This is a genomic window from Nonomuraea sp. CA-143628, from assembly GCF_050942315.1.
Classification (GTDB): domain Bacteria; phylum Actinomycetota; class Actinomycetes; order Streptosporangiales; family Streptosporangiaceae; genus Nonomuraea.
Window position 1 is genome coordinate 10323793 of record NZ_CP192072.1, and the last position, 17643, is coordinate 10341435.

Annotated in this window: 19 protein-coding genes; 8 read left to right on the forward strand and 11 right to left on the reverse strand. The window is 70.8% G+C overall.

What is annotated here, in order from left to right:
* Positions 1–9 precede the first annotated feature (9 nt).
* Both ACQP2T_RS46775 and ACQP2T_RS46780 read right to left on the reverse strand, forming a co-directional pair.
* Positions 10–744 (reverse strand): sugar isomerase domain-containing protein, encoded by a 735-nt coding sequence (locus ACQP2T_RS46775; RefSeq protein WP_433511279.1) that lies wholly within the window; start codon positions 742–744, stop codon positions 10–12.
* Entirely contained in the window at positions 745–1614 is an 870-nt protein-coding gene (locus tag ACQP2T_RS46780) for a MurR/RpiR family transcriptional regulator (protein ID WP_433511280.1), read from the reverse strand.
* A gap of 79 nt (positions 1615–1693) precedes the next feature.
* On the opposite strand from ACQP2T_RS46780, the gene ACQP2T_RS46785 reads away from it, so the two are divergent.
* On the forward strand, positions 1694–2638 hold the full coding sequence (locus ACQP2T_RS46785) for an N-acetylglucosamine kinase (RefSeq protein WP_433511281.1): 945 nt from the start codon (positions 1694–1696) through the stop codon (positions 2636–2638).
* On the opposite strand, the gene ACQP2T_RS46790 is transcribed toward ACQP2T_RS46785, so the two are convergent.
* From ACQP2T_RS46790 to ACQP2T_RS46815, 6 genes are all read right to left on the reverse strand, one after another.
* Positions 2628–3446: a carbohydrate ABC transporter permease gene (locus ACQP2T_RS46790; RefSeq protein ID WP_433511282.1), complete on the reverse strand. Its 819-nt coding sequence runs from the start codon at positions 3444–3446 to the stop codon at positions 2628–2630. The two genes, ACQP2T_RS46785 and ACQP2T_RS46790, sit on opposite strands and share 11 nt — an antisense overlap.
* On the reverse strand, positions 3443–4321 hold the full coding sequence (locus ACQP2T_RS46795) for a carbohydrate ABC transporter permease (protein ID WP_433511283.1): 879 nt from the start codon (positions 4319–4321) through the stop codon (positions 3443–3445). Before ACQP2T_RS46795 ends, ACQP2T_RS46790 begins: the two co-directional genes overlap by 4 nt.
* Complete coding sequence (locus tag ACQP2T_RS46800) at positions 4318–5568, reverse strand: extracellular solute-binding protein (RefSeq protein ID WP_433511284.1); 1251 nt, start codon at positions 5566–5568, stop codon at positions 4318–4320. The genes ACQP2T_RS46795 and ACQP2T_RS46800 overlap by 4 nt, the downstream gene beginning before the upstream one ends.
* Before the next feature lie 68 nt (positions 5569–5636).
* Positions 5637–6992: a cellulose binding domain-containing protein gene (locus ACQP2T_RS46805; RefSeq protein WP_433511285.1), complete on the reverse strand. Its 1356-nt coding sequence runs from the start codon at positions 6990–6992 to the stop codon at positions 5637–5639.
* 78 nt (positions 6993–7070) lie between these two features.
* On the reverse strand, positions 7071–7817 hold the full coding sequence (locus ACQP2T_RS46810) for a sugar isomerase domain-containing protein (protein WP_433511286.1): 747 nt from the start codon (positions 7815–7817) through the stop codon (positions 7071–7073).
* Entirely contained in the window at positions 7808–8692 is an 885-nt protein-coding gene (locus ACQP2T_RS46815) for a MurR/RpiR family transcriptional regulator (protein ID WP_433511287.1), read from the reverse strand. The genes ACQP2T_RS46810 and ACQP2T_RS46815 overlap by 10 nt, the downstream gene beginning before the upstream one ends.
* 60 nt (positions 8693–8752) lie before the next feature.
* On the opposite strand from ACQP2T_RS46815, the gene ACQP2T_RS46820 reads away from it, so the two are divergent.
* The gene (locus tag ACQP2T_RS46820; RefSeq protein WP_433511288.1) at positions 8753–9853 is read left to right on the forward strand and encodes an N-acetylglucosamine kinase; all 1101 of its coding nucleotides are present in this window, start codon (positions 8753–8755) and stop codon (positions 9851–9853) included.
* 45 nt (positions 9854–9898) lie between these two features.
* On the opposite strand, the gene ACQP2T_RS46825 is transcribed toward ACQP2T_RS46820, so the two are convergent.
* Complete coding sequence (locus tag ACQP2T_RS46825; protein ID WP_433511289.1) at positions 9899–10975, reverse strand: thiolase C-terminal domain-containing protein; 1077 nt, start codon at positions 10973–10975, stop codon at positions 9899–9901.
* Between the two features lie 299 nt (positions 10976–11274).
* On the opposite strand from ACQP2T_RS46825, the gene ACQP2T_RS46830 reads away from it, so the two are divergent.
* Genes ACQP2T_RS46830 through ACQP2T_RS46840 form a run of 3 tightly spaced genes read left to right on the forward strand, consistent with a single transcriptional unit; the run spans position 11275 to position 13678 of the window.
* Entirely contained in the window at positions 11275–12123 is an 849-nt protein-coding gene (locus ACQP2T_RS46830) for a LysR family transcriptional regulator (RefSeq protein ID WP_433511290.1), read from the forward strand.
* Between the two features lie 15 nt (positions 12124–12138).
* Positions 12139–12795: a MerR family transcriptional regulator gene (locus ACQP2T_RS46835; protein ID WP_433511291.1), complete on the forward strand. Its 657-nt coding sequence runs from the start codon at positions 12139–12141 to the stop codon at positions 12793–12795.
* Complete coding sequence (locus ACQP2T_RS46840) at positions 12773–13678, forward strand: alpha/beta fold hydrolase (protein ID WP_433511292.1); 906 nt, start codon at positions 12773–12775, stop codon at positions 13676–13678. The genes ACQP2T_RS46835 and ACQP2T_RS46840 overlap by 23 nt, the downstream gene beginning before the upstream one ends.
* 20 nt (positions 13679–13698) lie before the next feature.
* Here ACQP2T_RS46840 and ACQP2T_RS46845 read toward each other — a convergent pair whose 3' ends face one another.
* Positions 13699–14376: a ThuA domain-containing protein gene (locus tag ACQP2T_RS46845; RefSeq protein WP_433511293.1), complete on the reverse strand. Its 678-nt coding sequence runs from the start codon at positions 14374–14376 to the stop codon at positions 13699–13701.
* Positions 14377–14481: 105 nt separating this feature from the next.
* Between ACQP2T_RS46845 and ACQP2T_RS46850 the strand changes: the two genes are divergently transcribed.
* Genes ACQP2T_RS46850 through ACQP2T_RS46860 form a run of 3 tightly spaced genes read left to right on the forward strand, consistent with a single transcriptional unit; the run spans position 14482 to position 16993 of the window.
* Complete coding sequence (locus tag ACQP2T_RS46850; RefSeq protein ID WP_433511294.1) at positions 14482–15345, forward strand: NAD-dependent epimerase/dehydratase family protein; 864 nt, start codon at positions 14482–14484, stop codon at positions 15343–15345.
* 7 nt (positions 15346–15352) lie between these two features.
* Entirely contained in the window at positions 15353–16213 is an 861-nt protein-coding gene (locus ACQP2T_RS46855) for an RNA polymerase sigma-70 factor (RefSeq protein WP_433511295.1), read from the forward strand.
* Between the two features lie 18 nt (positions 16214–16231).
* Positions 16232–16993, forward strand: coding sequence for an SDR family oxidoreductase (locus ACQP2T_RS46860; protein WP_433511296.1), 762 nt, complete (start codon positions 16232–16234; stop codon positions 16991–16993).
* A gap of 34 nt (positions 16994–17027) precedes the next feature.
* Here ACQP2T_RS46860 and ACQP2T_RS46865 read toward each other — a convergent pair whose 3' ends face one another.
* Positions 17028–17600 carry a TetR/AcrR family transcriptional regulator gene (locus tag ACQP2T_RS46865; protein WP_433511297.1) on the reverse strand — a complete coding sequence of 191 codons (573 nt, stop codon included), beginning with the start codon at positions 17598–17600 and terminating at the stop codon, positions 17028–17030.
* Positions 17601–17643 lie beyond the last annotated feature (43 nt).

Consider the following 17643-nt stretch of genomic DNA (forward strand, 5'->3'; position numbering starts at 1 on the left):
CCTGACTAGTCATGCTCCACGTCGGATCCGCCCTGCGTAGCGGCTCTCCAGGGCCTTGTTGTGCTCGTCGCCGCCGGCCACGTTGACCGACAGGTAGATGGGCGGCGTCTCGCCGAGCGCCACGAGCTCGGCCACCGCCTCGGTGACCACCATCTGCGCGAGCAACGCCGAGGTGACGGTCGAGATCGCGCCGTAACCGCCGCCGCCCGGCAGTTCGAGGATCGCGTCCCCGTACGGCGCGCCGTTGTCCAGCACGACGTCGGCCAGGTCGAGCAGCTTGCGGCCCGACGGGTGGCGCGAGGTCATCTGGCTGCTGTGCTGGACCGAGGTCAGCGCGATCAGGGGATGGCCGCGGTCCTTGACGATCGTGGCCAGCTCGACCACGGCTCCGTTGATGCCCGAGCTGGAGATCAGCACGAACACGTCCTGCGGCGCGACGGGCGCCAGTTCGTAGATCCGGTGGGCGATCTCCGGATCGCGTTCGAGCTCGGGGGTGAGGACACTCGGCGGCCGGCCGCCGTACAGGACGAGGTCGCGTGGGGTGAGCCGGTTGCTGGGGACCAGTCCCCCGGCCCGTCCGGCGATCTCCATCGCGATCGCCTCGGAATGCCCGGATCCGAACGCGTTGACCACGCCGCCCGCCCGCAGCGACGCGACGAGCAGCGCGGCGGCGCGGCGTACCGGCTCCGCCTGTGTCTCCACGACCTGGTGTGCCAGCTCCAGGGCCTTCGTTGCGAACGTCATTCAGCCTCTCTCCACCCGATGGCTCTCCACGGCGCTGATCGTGAGCCCGAACGCCTGGTTGGTGCGCTCGTAAGTGCGCTGGGCCACCGCCACGTAGACGGCGTCGAGCACGAACAGCTGCGAGTGGACGGCCGCCAGCCCGCCGAGCCGGAAGGTGGTCTCCCTGCTGGCGGTGGTGAGCACCAGGTCGGCCAGCTCGGCGAGCGGCGAGCGGGCGAACGAGGTGACCGCGACCGTGGTGGCCTCGTGACTGCCGGCCTCGGCCAGGGCCTCCATGACCTCGCGGGTCCGGCCCCGATGGCTGATGCCGATCGCGACGTCGCCCGGGCCGAGCAGCGCGGCGTCCGACAGCGCGACGTGCGCGTCGCCCGCGCTCCAGCCCGGAATGCCGATGCGGCGCAGCCGGCCCTCGAACATGGTGGCGACGTTCCCGCTGGTGGAGACGCCGACGAGCAGGACCCGCCGCGCGGCGACGATGGCGTCGGCCACCTGGGCGACGATCTCCGAGTCGAGCTGGGCGGCGGTGTCCTGGATGAGCCGGGCGTCGGCCGCGGCCATCACCTCGATCGCCGAGTCGAGCGGGTCGTCGGGCCCGATCTCGTGCCCCACGCCCGCGCCCCAGCCCGCCTGCGCGGCCCGGCCGGTCTCGGTGGCCAGTGCCACGCGCAGCTCGGCGTAACCGGAGAAGCCGAAGGCCCGGCAGAACCTGGTCACGGTCGCGGGCGAGCTGCCCGCGCGCTCGGCCAGCGCGATGATGGTCGACCGGGCCGCCTCGGCCGGATCGCCGAGGATCACCTCGCCGACTCTGCGCAACGCCTCCGGCAAACCGGGTAGTTCTGTTTCCACACGCCCGAGGGCCCCTGAAGTCACGAATATTCCTTCCGGATACCCGGTCTTCCGCCGAAAATTATTCTTGCTTCTCCGCGGAGTCAAGTCCCACAATCGGACCGTGACCATTTCGCTCTCCATTGGGGTCGACGCCGGGGCCACCTCCACCCGTGTCGCCGTGCACGCGCTCGACGGCACCCGCGTCGGGTACGCCAGGGCGGGCGCGGGCAATCCGAGCGCCCACGGCCTGGCGAACGCGGTGGCGGCGATCGAGACCGCGCTCGGCGGAGCCCTGGCCGGGCTGGACGCCTCGTCGGTCGTCACCTCCCTGGCCGGGATCTCGGGGTTCGTCGACGAGATGGAGCCGGCGCTGGCCAAGGTGTGGGCGGGGCACGGCATCGCCTCGGGGCCGCGGCTCATGGGCGACACGGTGATCGCGTACGTCGCGGGGTCGCCCGAACCGGACGGCTCGCTGCTGCTCTCGGGGACGGGAGCGGTGGCGGCCCGCATCACCGGCTACGAGCTCGACGTGATCGCCGACGGGCTGGGCTGGCTGCTGGGCGACGCGGGGTCGGGCTTCTGGATCGGGCGCGCGGGCGCCAAGGCCGTCATCGCCGAGCTGGATCGCGGCGCCTCGGAGGGTGTGCTGGTCGAGCTGGTCGTCGAGCACTTCCTCGGGGCCGAGCGCGGCCCCACGCCGCGCAAGGTGGCCGATCGGATCGTCCGGCTGGCGCAGGCCGACCACATGCGCCTGGCCGCCCTGTCGGCGCTGGTGACCCAAGCCGCCGAAGCGGGCGACCCGCTCGCGCTCGGCATCGCCCACCAGGCCGCCGAGCACCTGGCCGCCACGGTGCGGCGGGTGCACCGGTCGGGGCCGGTGGTGCTGGCCGGGAGCGTGCTGACGAGCGAGGGTCCGGTACGGCAGGCCGTACGCGAGCTGCTGGCCGGTGAGAGCGTGGCCACGGCGCGGGACGCGGCGGGGGCGGCGGCCTGGCTGGCGGCACGCGACCTGCTACCGGAGGCCGACCGGCGGGCGCTGCACGCGGCGTTCACCCTCAGCCCTTGACGGCCCCCGCTGTCATACCCGTGCCGACGCGGCGTTGCAGGAACAGGAACAGCAGCAGGGCGGGAAGCGCGAACAGGCTGGCCGCGGCCATCGTCGCGCCCCAGTCGGTGCCGAACACGTCGCGGAACGACGACAGCCACACCGGCAGCGTCCGCCGGTCCTGATCCTTGATGATCAGCACGTTGACGAACGCGAACTCGTTCCACGCCGTGATGAAGCCGAACAGCGAGGTCGCCATCAGCCCCGGCGCGAGCAGCGGGAACACCACCCGCCGGAATGCCATGAGCCGGCCGCACCCGTCGACCTGCGCCGCCTCCTCCAGCTCCAGCGGGATCGCCTGCAGGAACCCGCGCAACGTCACGATCGTGAACGGCAGCGTGATCATGAAATAGACGCCGGTCAGCATGGTCAGCGAGTCGAGCAGTTCGGTGTCCCTGGCGATGATGAACACCGGCACCAGCAGCGCCTCCCACGGCGCCATCTGGGCGGCGAAGACGGCGAGCACGAAGGCCCCCTTGCCCCGCCAGCGCATCCTGGTCACCGCGAACGCCGCCAGCAGCGCCACGACCAGCGCGAGCAGTACGGCCGCCACGGTCACGACCAGGCTGTTGCGCCAGTAGGTCCAGAAGTTAGGCGCCGAGATGGCCGTGGCGAAGTGTTCGAGTGTGGGGTGCGCCGGCCAGAAGGTGGGGGTGGCCGCCTGAATGTCGCTGGTCGGCTTGAACGCGGTGAGGAACATCCAGTACACCGGGAAGATCGTCATCGCGAGCACGGCCAGCGCCGCCGCGTTGAGCGCGAGCCGTTTCATGAGCGGACCATTCTGCGCAGGTTGCTGACCAGGGCGACGGCGAGGATGACGACGGTGAGCATGGCGACCGCGGAGCCCAGGTCGTACCTGTGCAGGACCCTGGCGATCTTGAACGCGTAGACGGGCAGGGTGGTGGTGGCGCCGTCGGGCCCGCCCTGGCTGAGGACCCAGATCTGCGGGAAGCACTTGGCCACCCAGATCACCTCCAGGGAGGTGACCAGCGCGAAGAGCTGCCGCAGGATGGGCACCGTGACCTTCCAGAAGACCTGCCGGCCGGTGCCGCCGTCGATCCTGGCGGATTCGTACAGCTCGGCCGGGATCGTGGTCAGCCCCGCGTAGAGGGTGAGCGCGGCGAACGGCACCGACTGCCAGACGACCAGGACGACGAGTACGGCGAACGTGGCGGTGCCGTCCGCGAACCAGGCGTAGCCGCGGAACGAGTCGAGACCCAGCGTGACCAGCAGCCAGTTGACCACGCCGAGCTCCGACTGGAAGAGCCACTGGAAGATCGTGGTGGCCGCGATGACCGGGGTGGCCCAGGCCAGGGCGAGCCCGCTCATCACGGCCAGGCGCAAACCGCGGCGCAGCCGGACCAGCATCAGGGCGACGCCGGTCGACAGGACCACGATGAGCACCACGTTGATCGCGGTCCACCCGAGGGTACGCAGCAGCACCTGCCAGAACTCCGCGCCCGTCAGGAGTTCCCGGTAGTTCTCCAGGCCGGCGAACGCGGCCCCGCCCCTGATGAGCTCGCCCATACGGAAGTGCTGGAACGAGATCAGGGCTGCCTTGAGCAGGGGATAGAGCAGGAGAAAGGCCCCACCGGCCACCGTGGGCGCGATGAGCAGGTAGGGCCAGAGCGAACGCGACCTCACTTGCTGTTCAGGGTCGTCGTGATGTTCTCGGAGACCTTCTTCGCCTCGGCCGCCGGGTCGGCACCGGTGAGTACGGCGGTCATGTACTGCTTGATGACCGAGGTGGCCTCGACGGCGGCCCAGTTGGGGGTGTTGGGGGTGGCCCGGCCGTTGGCGGCGGCGGTGGCCATGGCGGCGGTGCCCTCGTCGCCGGCCAGCACTCCGGCGAGCGAGGTGCGGTTGGGCACGAAGCTCATCGCCTTGGCCAGCTCCGTCTGGAACTGTTCGCCCGCCAGCGCCTTGACGACCTCGTACGCCTGGTCCTGGCGCTGCGAGGCGACCGGGATGATCAGGTCGGAGCCGCCGGTGAACACGGTGCCCGGCTTGTCGGCCGTCTTGCCGGGGATGGGGAAGAAGCCCATCTTGTCCTTCATCTTCGGCTCGACCTCAAGGACCCGCGAGGCGATGCCCGGGACGGCGATGATCTGGGCGACCTTGCCCTGGGCGAACACCTCGTGCTGCGGCGGGTTGGCCTCGTCGGCGTCCTTGGGGCCCTTGCCGAGGGCTTGGAGGCGTTTGTAGAAGTCCATGCCGGCCATGGCCTGCGAGCTGTCGAGGGCCCCCTTCCACTTGCCGCCCTCCTGGATCGCCAGGTCGCCGCCCTCGTCCCAGACGAACCCGGCCAGGGCGTACCAGGTTTGGCCGGTGAGGTAGATGCCCTGGTCCTGGCCTTTATTAAGCTTCGTCGTGATATCTAGCCATTCATCCCTGGTTTTTGGGGCTTTGATACCGGCTTTGGCGAATATGTCCTTGTTGTAGACGACGACGCGATTGGCTGCGTACCAGGGGATGCCGTACTGCTTGCCGTCGATGTTGCCCGGCTGGGCCAGGCCCGGCAGCCAGTCCGCACCCTTGAGGTCGGCCACCTTGCCGGTCAGATCCTGTACGCCGCCGCTGGCCGCGTACTGGGCGACCTGGGTGTTGCCGACCTCGATCACGTCGGGGGCGTCGGTGCTGGCCAGCGCGGCGGTCACGCGCTCACCGATGCCGTCCCATGCCTGGATCTGGATGTCGAGGTCAGTCCCTTGGTGCGCGGCCTCGTAGCCGGTCTCGAACTTCTTCAGCAGCTCCTTCGTGACGCTGCCGTCCATGATCCAGAGGGTCAGCTTGGCCGGGCCGTTCGCGGACGGTCCGGCGGTCGGCTCGGCGTCGGAGCCGCACGCGCCCAGCGCGAGAACGGCCGCCAGAGCAAGGATGCGGTACTTCATCGTCGTTCACCTTCTGGGGGGGTATGTGTCGGTACGGCCGACACCGGCCTTACCTCGTCGCGGGGGTGTCAGGAGCTGGGGACCGTGTCCTGGAAGGCGGTTCCGGCGGCGCGGAAGGTGCTGACCCGGCTGAGCACGTCAGCGGGCGAGACGACCTCGTTCTTGCTGTGGTAGACCCAGTCGACCTGCTGCCGGTAGCTCCGCGGGGTGGTGCCGCCCTGCAGATCGATGAACCACTGGTTGAACATGAGCCACATGGGCGTCTCGGGGTAGTAGATGTCGCCGTGGTCGGCGAACAGCCGCCCGTCGACGTAATACTTCATGCGCCCGCCACCGACCTGGATGACCAGGTCGTGCCAGCCGTTGAAGCTCGCCCGCTCCTCGGTGTGGGTGTTCACGGCCTGCCAAGGGTCGGCCTGGTAGGTCTCCCAGCTCGTGGTGTAGAGGATGTCGCCGGGCTCGCCCCAGCCGCCGTTGGGCAGGTACTCGAAGTCCAGCTCGCCGTAATCGGGGTCCATGTCGAACCTGAGCGGGGTGATCGTGAAGAACGTCTGCACCACGTGCTCGCCGTCCGGGCCGCTCGTCGGGGCGTCGCTGAAACGCACCCTGGCCGCGTACGTACCCTCGTGGAACTTGCGGGCGGCGGTGGACAGCTCCGTCTGGACGGTGCCCGAGGCGGTGCCGTTGGTCGAGGAGTCGAGCGTGAGCAGGCCGCCGGGGAACGTGATCGCCGACGGCGACCAGGTGGCACCGGGTACGCCGGGGCCGCCGGAGCTGGCGCGGACCGTCCAGCCACGCTGGGACAGGCGCGGGTCGGCCGAGTCGGTGTAGCTGAAGTCGTCGAACAGCACGCCCTTCGCACCGGGCGGGGGGACGGTCGGCGTCGGGGTGGGCGTCGGGTCGGCGCCTGTCGGCCGGCCCCAGGCGAGCTGGCCGTTGACGTAGACGGTCACCTTGTCCCAGTCGCCGTACGCGGTCTGGGAGCCGTAGGAGTAGTCGTCGCTCTGGGTGAAGTTCTGCCAGTCGGCGCGGTAGAAGCGGAGCTGCATGTCGCCGGTGTTCGCGCCGGCCGCGAGCGTGCCGGAGGTGAAGGCGACCTCCAGGTATTGGTCGGCACCCGACTGGCGGACGAACTGCCCTGTCACCGTCGAACAGCTCACCACTGCCCATGAGCAGGCGAAACGGTAGGTCTCCGCGCCGGTCAGGTAGTAGCGGATCTTGACCTGGTTGAGCGGGATCGACGTGGTGCCGTCGTTGTAGAGCTGGAGCCAGGGCTCGGCTTGGGCGGTGGTGGCGCCCGGAGAGCTGGTCTTGTACTGAAGGTGTACGGCCTGCTGGGCGTTGGCCGGGGCGGTCAGCTCCAGGGCCACCAGGATGAGGGGGAGGGTCAGGCTGAAGAGGATCCTCACGGCATTCCGCGTCATGGCGGGGTTCTCCTTGTTTCGACGGCCCCCGAATTTCTGCATGCCGAACAGTGCTGTCGTGCTCTGAGGTGTGGGTGCTCAGGCGCCTCGGCGGATGCGGCCCGCGTACAGCGCTTCGAGCTTGAGGTTGTGGACGTCCCCCTCGGGGACGTTGGCCGAGAGATAGACCGGTGGGACCTGGCCCGCGTCGAGCAGGTTGCCCACCGTCGCGGTCACGACGAGCTGGGCGAGCAGGGCCGAGGTGATGGTGGAGACGGCCCCGGTGGCGCCTCCGTCGGGCAGGGCGAGTACCGCGTCGCCGTACGGTGCCCGGTTGTCGAGAACCACGTCGGCGAGGTCGCTCAGCTTGCGGCCCGAGGGGTGGCGGGAGGTGGCCGCGCCGCTGTGGGCGCGCGAGGTGATCGCGACCAGGTCGTGACCGCGCTGCTTGACGAGGGTGGCGAGCTCGACGACCACGCCGTTCACGCCGGAGTTGGAGATGATCACGAACAGGTCGTCGTCGTGGACAGGGGCATGGTCGAGGATGGTGTGGGCGACGGCCGGGTCGCGTTCGAGGTCGTAGCGGTCAAGCTGGTCGCGCGGCGCTCCGCCGTACAGGACGATGTCCCTGAGCGCGAGCCGGTTCGTGGGCACCAGGCCGCCCGCCCGCCCGGCGATCTCCATCGCGACCGCCTCGGAGTGGCCCGAGCCGAACGCCTGGATGACGCCGCCCTTACTGATCGCCGCGGTGAACAATGTGGCGGCTCTGGCGATCTCCGGATCTTTCGGAATGTCCTGGACGAGCGTGGCGATGTGGGCGACGTAGTCCTCAGGATTTAACGCCATGTATCCCCTTCTTCTGGGAGTCGGTGTCCGGCCACCGCTCTGACCGTCACGTCGAAGGCTTCCTTGGTACGTTCGTAGGTCCTCTGCGCGACCGAGACGTACACCACGTCCAGCACGAGCAACTGCGAATGGATCGCCGCGAACCCGTCCGACCGGAACGTCGTCTCTCGGCTGGCCGTGGTCAGCACCAGCTCGGCCACCTCGGCGAGCGGTGACCTGGGATGCGAGGTCACGGCCACGGTGATCGCACCGTGGCTGCCCGCCTCGGCGAGCACCTCGATGACCTCGCGCGTCCGGCCGCTGTGGGAGATGCCGATGGCCACGTCGCCTTGCCCGAGCAGCGCCGCGTCGGTCAGCGCGCTGTGCGCGTCGGACCTGCTCCAGGTGGGTACGCGCATCCGCTGCAGCCGGTACTCCATCTCGCTGGCGACGGCCGCGCTGCTCGACACCCCGAACAGCAGCACCCTCCCGGCTCGCGCGACGGCCTGCGCGACCTTGCCCACCACGGCCAGGTCGAGCTGGTCCCCGGTCTCCTGGATCAGCCGGATGTCGTTGCCGGAGACGACACCCAGCACCCGTTCGAGGCTGTCGTCGGGCAGGATCTCCTGCCCGATGTCGGTCTGCCAGGTCTGCCGCGCCACCCGCCCGGTCTCGGTGGCGATGGCGATGGCGACCCGCAGCTCGGCGTATCCGGCGAATCCCAGCGCCCGGCAGAACCTCGTGATCGTGGCGGTGGAGGTGCCGCTCCGCTCGGCCAGATCGACGATCGTCAGCCGCGCGGCCTCGGCAGGGCTGTCGAGGATCGCGTCCGCCACTTTCCGTAGCGCCTCGGGCATGTCGTGCTGCTCGGTCCTGATCCGGGCTAGTAGGTCCACGCGGTGAAAATTATGCTCAGACTCTCCCCTCGTCAAGGAGTTTGGGCAATAATTTTTGACATGGAGCTGGTTCTGGGCATCGATGGGGGCGGCACCTCGACCCGCGCCGCACTCTTCACGCTGGCGGGCACGCGGGTCGGCTATGGGGTCGCGGGCGGTGCCAACGCGGTCGCACTCGGCTTCCCGACGGCTTGCGCCAACTTGGCGGCAGCGGTGCGGCGAGCGCTGGCGTCGGCGGACAGCGGGCCGGCGAGCGGTGGGGTGGCGTCTTCGGCAGGGGTGGCGTTTTCGGCGGGGGCGCCGATCCGGGCGGTGGTCGTCGGTCTGGCGGGTAACGCGTCGATGCGTCAGGCCGTGGTGGAGCGCGTTTTCGGCGTACCGGGGACGGCGATCCCCACGTGTGCGGACGTGATCCGCACGCTTGGAGACGTCGTCACGGCATTCGCCGCGGGTACGGCGTCGCCGTCGGGCACGGTGCTGATCTCCGGCACGGGGGCGATCGCGGCAAAAATTACCGACCACGCTCAGGTGGGCACAGCGGACGGCTACGGGTGGCAACTGGGCGACGAGGGTTCGGCCTTCTGGCTCGGCCGGGCCGCCGCCCGGGCCACCATCCGCGCCCTGAACGCCTCCGCCCGCGACTCACCCGTCACCACTCGCTTCCCGGTCCCGCCCATCCCCGACCCGGACGCGTCAAGTCCCCGAAGAAGGCGGCTGACGGAGCTCGTCGTCCGTCATCTGTTACCCGACGGGCCATTTGACGATCCGGTGGGCGAGCTGGCGGCCGTGGTGCAGGGGCAGTCGCCGCTCGCGCTGGCCGAGTTGGCGCCTCTCGTGAGCGAGACCGCGGCGGGCGGCGATCCGATGGCGCTGGAGATCGTGAACGAGGCCGCCGTCCGGCTGGTCAGGACGGTGATGGAGGTACATGTGACCGGTCTCCCCATCGTGCTCGCGGGTAGCGTCCTCACCGCGGAAGGTCCCGTACAGCAGGCCGTCCTGGCACTTCTTCGGGACGAAAGGGTGAGCATCGCCGGAGACGGTGCGGGAGCGGCGGCCTGGCTGGCCGCTCGCGTGTACCTCGGCCGGCGAGAGGCCGAGCAGCGCCATCCGCGCTTCGTGTCGCGGGACACTCCTTCGCCACGCCGGGACAGCGCTTCGTGACGCCGGGGCAGCGCTTCGTGACGCCGGGGCAGCGCTTCGGGCGATTCAGCCCACCAGTAGCGCCGCGCTTCCGTAGCTGCCGCCGAAGCCCGTCGCCAGCGCCACCTCACGGCCGCCGCGCACCTCCCGGACCGCCTGGGCCACGTTGTTCAGGCCGTGCACATAGCCCTCCGACAGCAGGCCGCCGTGCGGGTTGATCCAGGCGTGGCGGCGCTCCAGCAGGTACGGGCCCAGGTCCTCGGGACGGACCAGGCCGAAGTCCGCCAGTTGCCGTGGGACCAGCCAGGAGTAGGCGTCGTACGGCAGTGCCGCGTCCACGTCCGACGGCCGCATGCCCGATGCCTCCCACAGCATGGGGGCCACGTACTCGGAGAAGACGACGCTCACGTCCGGCGCGCGGTCCATCGCGGAGCAGCCGGGGCCGCCGCCGCGCACGACGGCCTGGACGCGCGGGCCGCCGAGCACGCCGCTCACCAGCAGCGCGCACGCGCCGTCGGTCTCCTGGCAGCAGTCGACGGTACGGAGTGGCGTGCAGACGTACGGCCTGGCCAGGTACTCCTCGTACGACAGCGGCTCCCGGCGCAGGGCGCGGGGGTTGGTCTTGGCGTTGTCCCTGGACTGGGCGACGACCGCGTGGAGGTGTTCGGGGCCGAGGCCGGTGTCGTGCAGGTAGCGGGTCGCGGCCAGGGCGAAGAGCGGGATCGGGCCGGCCATGCCGTAGGTGAACCGCTCCTGGGGACCGGTGGAGACGGTGTTCATGCGCTTGCCGGAGCGCCCGTTAAGCGCCCGATAGATCAGGATATTTCGCGCTAAACCGGCGTGTATGAGCATGGCCGCGTCGCCCAGGATCGAGGCGGCCTGAGTGCCGCCTCCGGCTATGTCGTTGTGCCAGCCCAGCCGGTCGATGCGCAGCGCGCGGGCGACCTGGGTGACCGGGGCCGAGTCGTTCATGTGGTAGCTCAGGACCGCGTCCACCTCCGTGGGCGCGATGCCCGCGTCGGCGCACGCCGTACGGCAGGCCTCGACCGCCAGGTCCAGCTCGGTGCGGCCGGACTCGCGCGTCAGCGCGGTCATGCCGACACCGGCCACGGCCGCCCGGCCGGCGAAGGGCTGCATGCCCACCTCCTGCCTCGCTGAAGGCTGCCCGGCTGACGGCTGCCCGGCTGACGGGCGTCGGGTCACTCGCCGGGGCGGGGCGCGATCCACCCCGGCGGGTGACGCATGTGGTGCTCGCCCGTCACGCTAACGCGGCGGCGCTGTCTGCACAAGCGCTTGCTCGGCATGTCTCCCTGGGCGACCGCGAGGCCCACTCACCGACCGACGGCGGAAACAGTCACCCCACGGCAACCTTCACAGCGGGTAGTCCGTTCTGTAATACGGAGGTGCGACGATAGCCCATCCCCATCACCCCGAGGTGAGCGATGGATCTACGCCACGTACGCCACGCGATCACCATCGCCCGTGCGGGCAGCCTGCGCCGTGCCTCCACCGTTCTCCACATCGCCCAGCCCACCCTTTCCGAGCAACTCAGGGCGCTGGAGAAGGAGGTCGGCGTCGAACTGTTCACCCGCTCGTCCAGCGGGGTGCGGCTCACCGAGGCGGGTGAGGTGTTCCTGGCCCAGGCCACGGTGGCGGTCGACGCCTTCGAACGGGCCGTGGCGGCCGCCCGGGGAAAGGGGCAGACGGTCCGCCTGGGGGTCGCCGACGGACTGGGGGACGTGGTGGCGCGGCTCCTGTCGCAGGTTCAGGAGTCGCGGCTGCGGGTGGCGCCCATGTGCACGGCCGAGCAGATCGTCTCCCTCATGGACGGAACCCTTCAGGCCGGGATCGGCTACGCCCCCGGCTCGCTGCCCCGAGGCGTGGCCCGGATGCTCGTCCAGCGGGCCCAGGTGCTCGCCCTGCTCCCCCGCGATCACCGGCTGGCCTCGGTCGAGCGGCTGCGGCTGGCCGATCTGGCGACGGAGCCGCTCGTCATGCCGGAGTCCGACGCGGTGGCGGGTGCGCGCCGGTTCCTCGAAGGATTCGTCCGGCTCGGCCTCCACCCACGGCTCGGCCCCGGGGCGCCCACCCATGACGCGGCCGTCGCCATGGTCGAGTCGGGCGCCGGCTACACGCTCTGCGTACGCGGCGGCCTGCCGGTGCCGGAACGCCTCACCTTCATCCCCGTCGCCGAGGAGATCCCGCCCCTTGAGGTGGTGTTCCTCTGGAACCGGCAGGCCGACGTGGATGATCTCGTGCACGCCGCCCGGCACCTCGCGCGCTCTGGATAGCGCTATTATCTAGCGATGCGCGTTTCGGAGCTGAGTGTCGAGTCCGGTGTGGCGATCGCGACGATCAAGTACTACCTCCGCGAGGGCCTGCTGCACCAGGGCCGGCAGCTCGCGGCCACCAGAGCCGACTATGACGACTCCCACCTGCGCAGACTCCGCCTGATCAGGGCGTTGCTCGAAGTGGGCCGGCTGCCCGTCGCGGCCATCAAACAGGTCATCGAGGCGGTGGACGACGAGTCGCTCTCGGTGCATCACATGCTCGGCACCGCCCAGTACGCCCTGGGCCCCACCATCGAGCCGGAGCCCGGCGAGGAATGGGACGCGGCGCGCGCCCAGGTCGACCTGCTCATCGGGGAGCTGGGCTGGGACGTCGCCCCCACCGCCCCGACGCGGGACGAGCTGACCCAGACCGTCGTCAGGCTGGGCCAGCTGGGCCTGTCGACCGACCTGACGGTCTATGCCCAGACGGCTCAGCGACTCGTGGCCGAGGTGGAGATGGACACGGTGCCGTTCGACGGGCCGCGCGAGGCCGCCGTCGAGGCGCTGGTGCTGGGCACGGTCCTGTACGGGAGGGCCTTCGACGCCCTGCGCCGCCTGGCCCACGAGTCGGAGTCGGCGCGCCGGGTCGGCGGCGTTCCGAAGAATGTGGATGGAAGTGGTCAGCCGGGGTAGGCGCGGGCGGATGTTCGACGACTTCGTGACCGACCGGATCGACGTGGGCCAGGCCGAGCTGTTCGTGCGCCACGGCGGCAACGGCCCACCCGTCCTGCTGCTGCACGGCCACCCGCGCACCCACGCCACCTGGCACCGGGTGGCCCCGCTGCTCGCCCCCGACCACACCGTGGTCTGTCCCGATCTCAGGGGGTACGGGCGCTCGTCCAAGCCGCCGACGACCACCGATCACGAGCCGTACTCCAAGCGCGCGATGGCCGGGGACATGGTCGCGCTGATGCGTGCGCTCGGCCACGAGCGGTTCGCCGTCGTCGGTCACGACCGCGGGGCGTATGTGGCCCAGCGGCTGGCGTTCGACCATGCCAACGTGGTCACGCGGCTCATCGTGCTCGACAGTGTGCCCATCGGTGCGGCCCTCGCCCGGTGCGACGCGGGCTTCGCCGCCAGGTGGTGGCACTGGTTCTTCCTCGGCCAGACCGCCAAACCGGCCGAACGCGTGATCAACGCCGACCCCGACGCCTGGTACCGCACGGGGCCCGAGCAGATGGGCGCGGAGGCGTACGAGGACTTCCGCCGGGCGATCCACGACCCCGAGACCGTACACGCGATGTGCGAGGACTACCGGGCGGGCCTGGGCGTCGACCGGGCGGCCGACGACGCGGACCGGGCCGCCGGGCGGCGCGTCGCCTGCCCGGTGCTCTTCCTCTGGGCGACAAGGGATGACATGGAGGATCTGTACGGCGACCCGCTGGCGGTCTGGCGCGAGTGGGCGTCCGACGTGCGCGGGCACGCCCTGGACAGCGGCCACCATCTGGCCGAGGACGTCCCGGACGAACTGGCCAAGGCCATCCGCTGCTTCGCGGCCGACGCGACCGACGTGTAAGAGCCTTGGCGTAAAAGCGCTCAGTCGGTCACGGCCACCGGGCGTTTCAGCAGCCACAGGGCGGCCCGTTGCAGCAGCGTGCGGTGGATCTCGTTCTCGTAGGACCTGACGTCGTGTCCCAGCGCGTCGTACACGACCCGCCCCCGCCGCACCGGCCGCGCCCACACCAGGGGCTGCCCACTGGCCGACGACGCGAGCGGCTCCACGTCCGGCAGCACGTCGAGGTCGCTGTAGACCTCGTCCACCAGGTCGAAGTCGCGCAGCCCGTCGACGATCTCGTGGCCGCCGTGCACGCGCACGCCGGTCCAGCCCAGCGGCGGGTGGTGGGACTTGGGCCAGGTCCAGCAGCCGCCCAGCACGCGCGGCCACCCCTGCCAGTCGTCGAAGCAGATGGACGCCGAGTGCATGCACAGCAGGCCGCCACCCCGGTCGAGGTGGTCGAGAAGCGTGGTGCGGGCCTCGGCGGGCAGTTCGAAGCGCCACTCGTCACGCAGGTCGGCGAAGCGGTCGAGGCCCATCTGCCAGCGCAGCGCGTTGACGGTGATGAGCTGGACCTCCGACGGCTCGCTCAGCGCGCCCGCGATGTCCTCGGTGATGTCGGATTCGATCCCCACCCCGGCGAGTACTTCGGCGAGCGCCGCCGACGTGGCCTCGAAGTCATGGAACAGGCCTCCCGAAAGAATCAGATTTCTCGCCACGTCCCAACCTCATCATGCTTGTCGCGGCATTTCTACCCGCGGACTGTCACATCGCCAGAGGCTGTCCCGTCCTGATGACGAGATACACCGATCTTTGGAGTGATCATGAGAGTTCTCGTCGCCGGGGCCACGGGCGTCATCGGCCGCCGCCTCGTCCCGCTGCTCGAAGCCGTGGGTCACGAGGTGATCGAGCTGTCCCGGTCGAAGAACGCCGACGCGCTCGACCGCGACGCGACCCGCCGGTTCGTCCGGCAGGCCGCCCCCGACGCGGTCGTGCACCTGCTGACCGCCATCCCCAGGACGATCGACCCGAGGCGCATCGGCAAGCAGTTCGAGCTGACGAACCGGCTGCGCGTCGAGGGCACCCGCAACCTCCTCGACGCGGCCCCGAACGCTAGGTTCATCGCCCAGGGCCTCGCCTACGCCTACGACCCGGCCCCGGGGCTGGCCGACGAGGACGCGCCGCTGTGGCGGGACCCGCCCAGGTCGTTCGCGCCCGTGGTCCAGGCGCTGCGTGAGCTGGAGCGGCAGACCGCCGACGCCGGTGGGCTGGTGCTCCGGTTCGGCCACCTCACCGGCCCCGGCTCGGCGTACGACGAGGACGGGTCCACCACCGAGGCGGTCAGGGCGGGCAGGATGCCGATCGTCGGCGACGGCGGATCGATGCTGTCGTTCACCAGCGCGCACGACGCGGCCACCGCGATCATCGCCGCGCTCGACCGGAACGTCACCGGCGCGCTCAACGTGGTGGACGACGAACCGGTCAGGATGGGCGACTGGCTGCCCGCCTACGCCGCCTCGCTGGGCGCTCCGGCCCCCAAGCGGGTGCCCGCGTTCCTGGCCCGGCTGGCCGTCGGCCCCTTCGGCGTCGCGTACATGACCAGGCTGCGCGGCGCCGACAACAGCCGCGCCCGGCTCGCGCTCGACTGGCGGCCCCGGCGGCCGTCCTTCTTCGACGTCCCGGCATGATGCCGTCGTGGATTTCGAGGAATACGACTTCGAGGAATACCGCCCGATGCTGCTCGGGCTGGCCTACCGCCTGCTCGGCAGCATGTGGGACGCCGAGGACGTGGTGCAGGAGGCGTGGCTGCGCTGGCAGGCCACGGATCACGCCGAGATCAGGGAGCCCCGCGCGTTCCTGGTGACCGTGGTGTCCAGGCTGGCGCTCGACCAGCTCCGCTCGGCCAGGGTCAGGCGCGAGAGCTATGTCGGCCCCTGGCTGCCCGAGCCGGTCGCGACGGCCGAGGCCGGGCCGCTCGACACGGCCGAGCTGCGCGACACCGTCTCCTACGCCACGCTGCACCTGATGGAGCGCCTGTCGCCGCCCGAGCGGGCCGTGTTCGTGCTGCGGGAGGCGTTCGAGCTGCCGTACGACCAGATCGCGGAGATCGTCGGCTGCTCGCTCTCCAACGCCCGCCAGCTGCACCACCGGGCCTCGGCGCGCCTGGCGCAGGGCCGTGACCGCTTCCAGCCGACCTCGGAGGAGCATGCCGAGCTGCTGCTGAAGTTCGTGTCGGCGGCGTCGGGCGGCGACCTGGGCGCGCTCACCGACCTGCTGCACGAGGACGTCGTGGCCTGGAACGACGGCGGCGGCAAGGTCCGCGCCGCGCTCCGCCCGATCCTGGGCCGCGAGAAGGTGGCGGCGTTCGTCGGCGGGCTGGTGTCGCGCTACGACTTCGGCCGCACCGAGCTGGTCGAGGTCAACGGCCACCCGGCCGTCTTGACCAGCGTCGCGGGCAACGAGCAGCTCGTCGCGATCGAGATCCGCGACGGGCGCATCCACAGCCTGTACGGTCTGCTCAACCCGGACAAGCTCTCACGGGTACGGACCGCCTGACGACCTATAGTCACCCTCATGGATCTGGGCATCAAGGGCAAGGTCGCGTTGGTCACCGGAGGCAGCGCGGGCATCGGTCTCGCCGCGGCCAAGAGCCTGGCGCGAGAGGGCTGTGCCGTCTGCGTCAGCGCGCGCAATCCGGAACGGCTGGCCGACGCGGTGGTCGAGCTGCAGGAGTTCGGCGGCGTGGTGCACGCCGTGCTCGCGGACGTGGAGGACCACGACGCCGCGGTGCGGGTGGTCGCCGAGACGCGTGACGTGCTCGGCCCCGTGGACATCCTGGTGGCCAACGCGGGCGGGCCGCCCCCGGGCCGGTTCGTCGACGCCGGCCTGGGCGACTGGGACGTCGCGGTGCAGCGCAACCTGCTCGGCACGGTACGCCTGATGTACGCCGTGCTGCCGGAGATGCGCGCCCGCGGCTGGGGCCGCATCGTCACGATCACCAGCGGGTCGGTGCGCCAGGCGATCGACGGCCTGGCCCTGTCGAACGCGACCCGCTCCGCCGTGGCCGGGATCGTGCGCACGCTGGCCCGCGAGGTCGGCGGCGACGGGGTCCTGGTCAACAACGTGCTGCCCGGCCCGATCGACACCGAGCGGTTGCGTGAGCTGGCGGGCGGCGACGAGGGCCTGGCCGCGCGGGGCGGCGGGGTGCCGGTGGGGCGCGTCGGGCGTCCCGAGGAGGTGGGGGACGTGGTGGCGTTCCTGGCCAGCGAGCGGACCTCGTTCGTGAACGGGATCTCGATGCTGGTCGACGGCGGGGAGAGCCGCGTCATCGCCTGACCGCGACGCTGGTCGACGGCCGGGGAGACGCGCGTCATCGCCGGATCAGGGTCGCGACGATCGCGGCGGCCCACGCGTCGGCCGGCTGCCGCGGGTCGGCGAAGAAGGCCAGGTGGGCGCGGTGGAAGCAGGCGCCCATCAGCAGCGAGGCGGCGGCCCCGGCGTCCATCGCACTGTCCAGCCTGCCGAGCTCCTGCTCGGCCCGCAGGATCTCGGCGAGCACCTCGATCGGCATGTGCGGGCCGCTGCCGGTCGTGGCGAGCATGCGCCTGAACCCATCCAGCAGCGACGGATCGGCCATCATCCCCGAGCCGATGGCGGCCGCCCGGCCGTAGAAGTCGAGGGCAGCCAGCGCGAACTCGGTGAGGTGGGCCGCCAGGTCGCCCTGCCCGACGCGCTCGCGCAGCGCGGCCAGCGCGGGGGCGAGCGCGGGCAGCCGTTCGAGCAGAACCGCCAGGATCAGCGCCTCCTTGCCCGGAAAGTGCTTGTAGAGCAGCGCCTCGGAGCAGCCCGCCTGCGACGCGATGCGTTTCGTGGTCGCCCCGGCCATGCCGAACTCGTGAATGGCCTGCTCAGCGGCATCGATGATGCGATCGCGGGTGTTCATGGGCGCATCTTAGTAGTGAGCGCTCACTGACTTGGCAGAACAT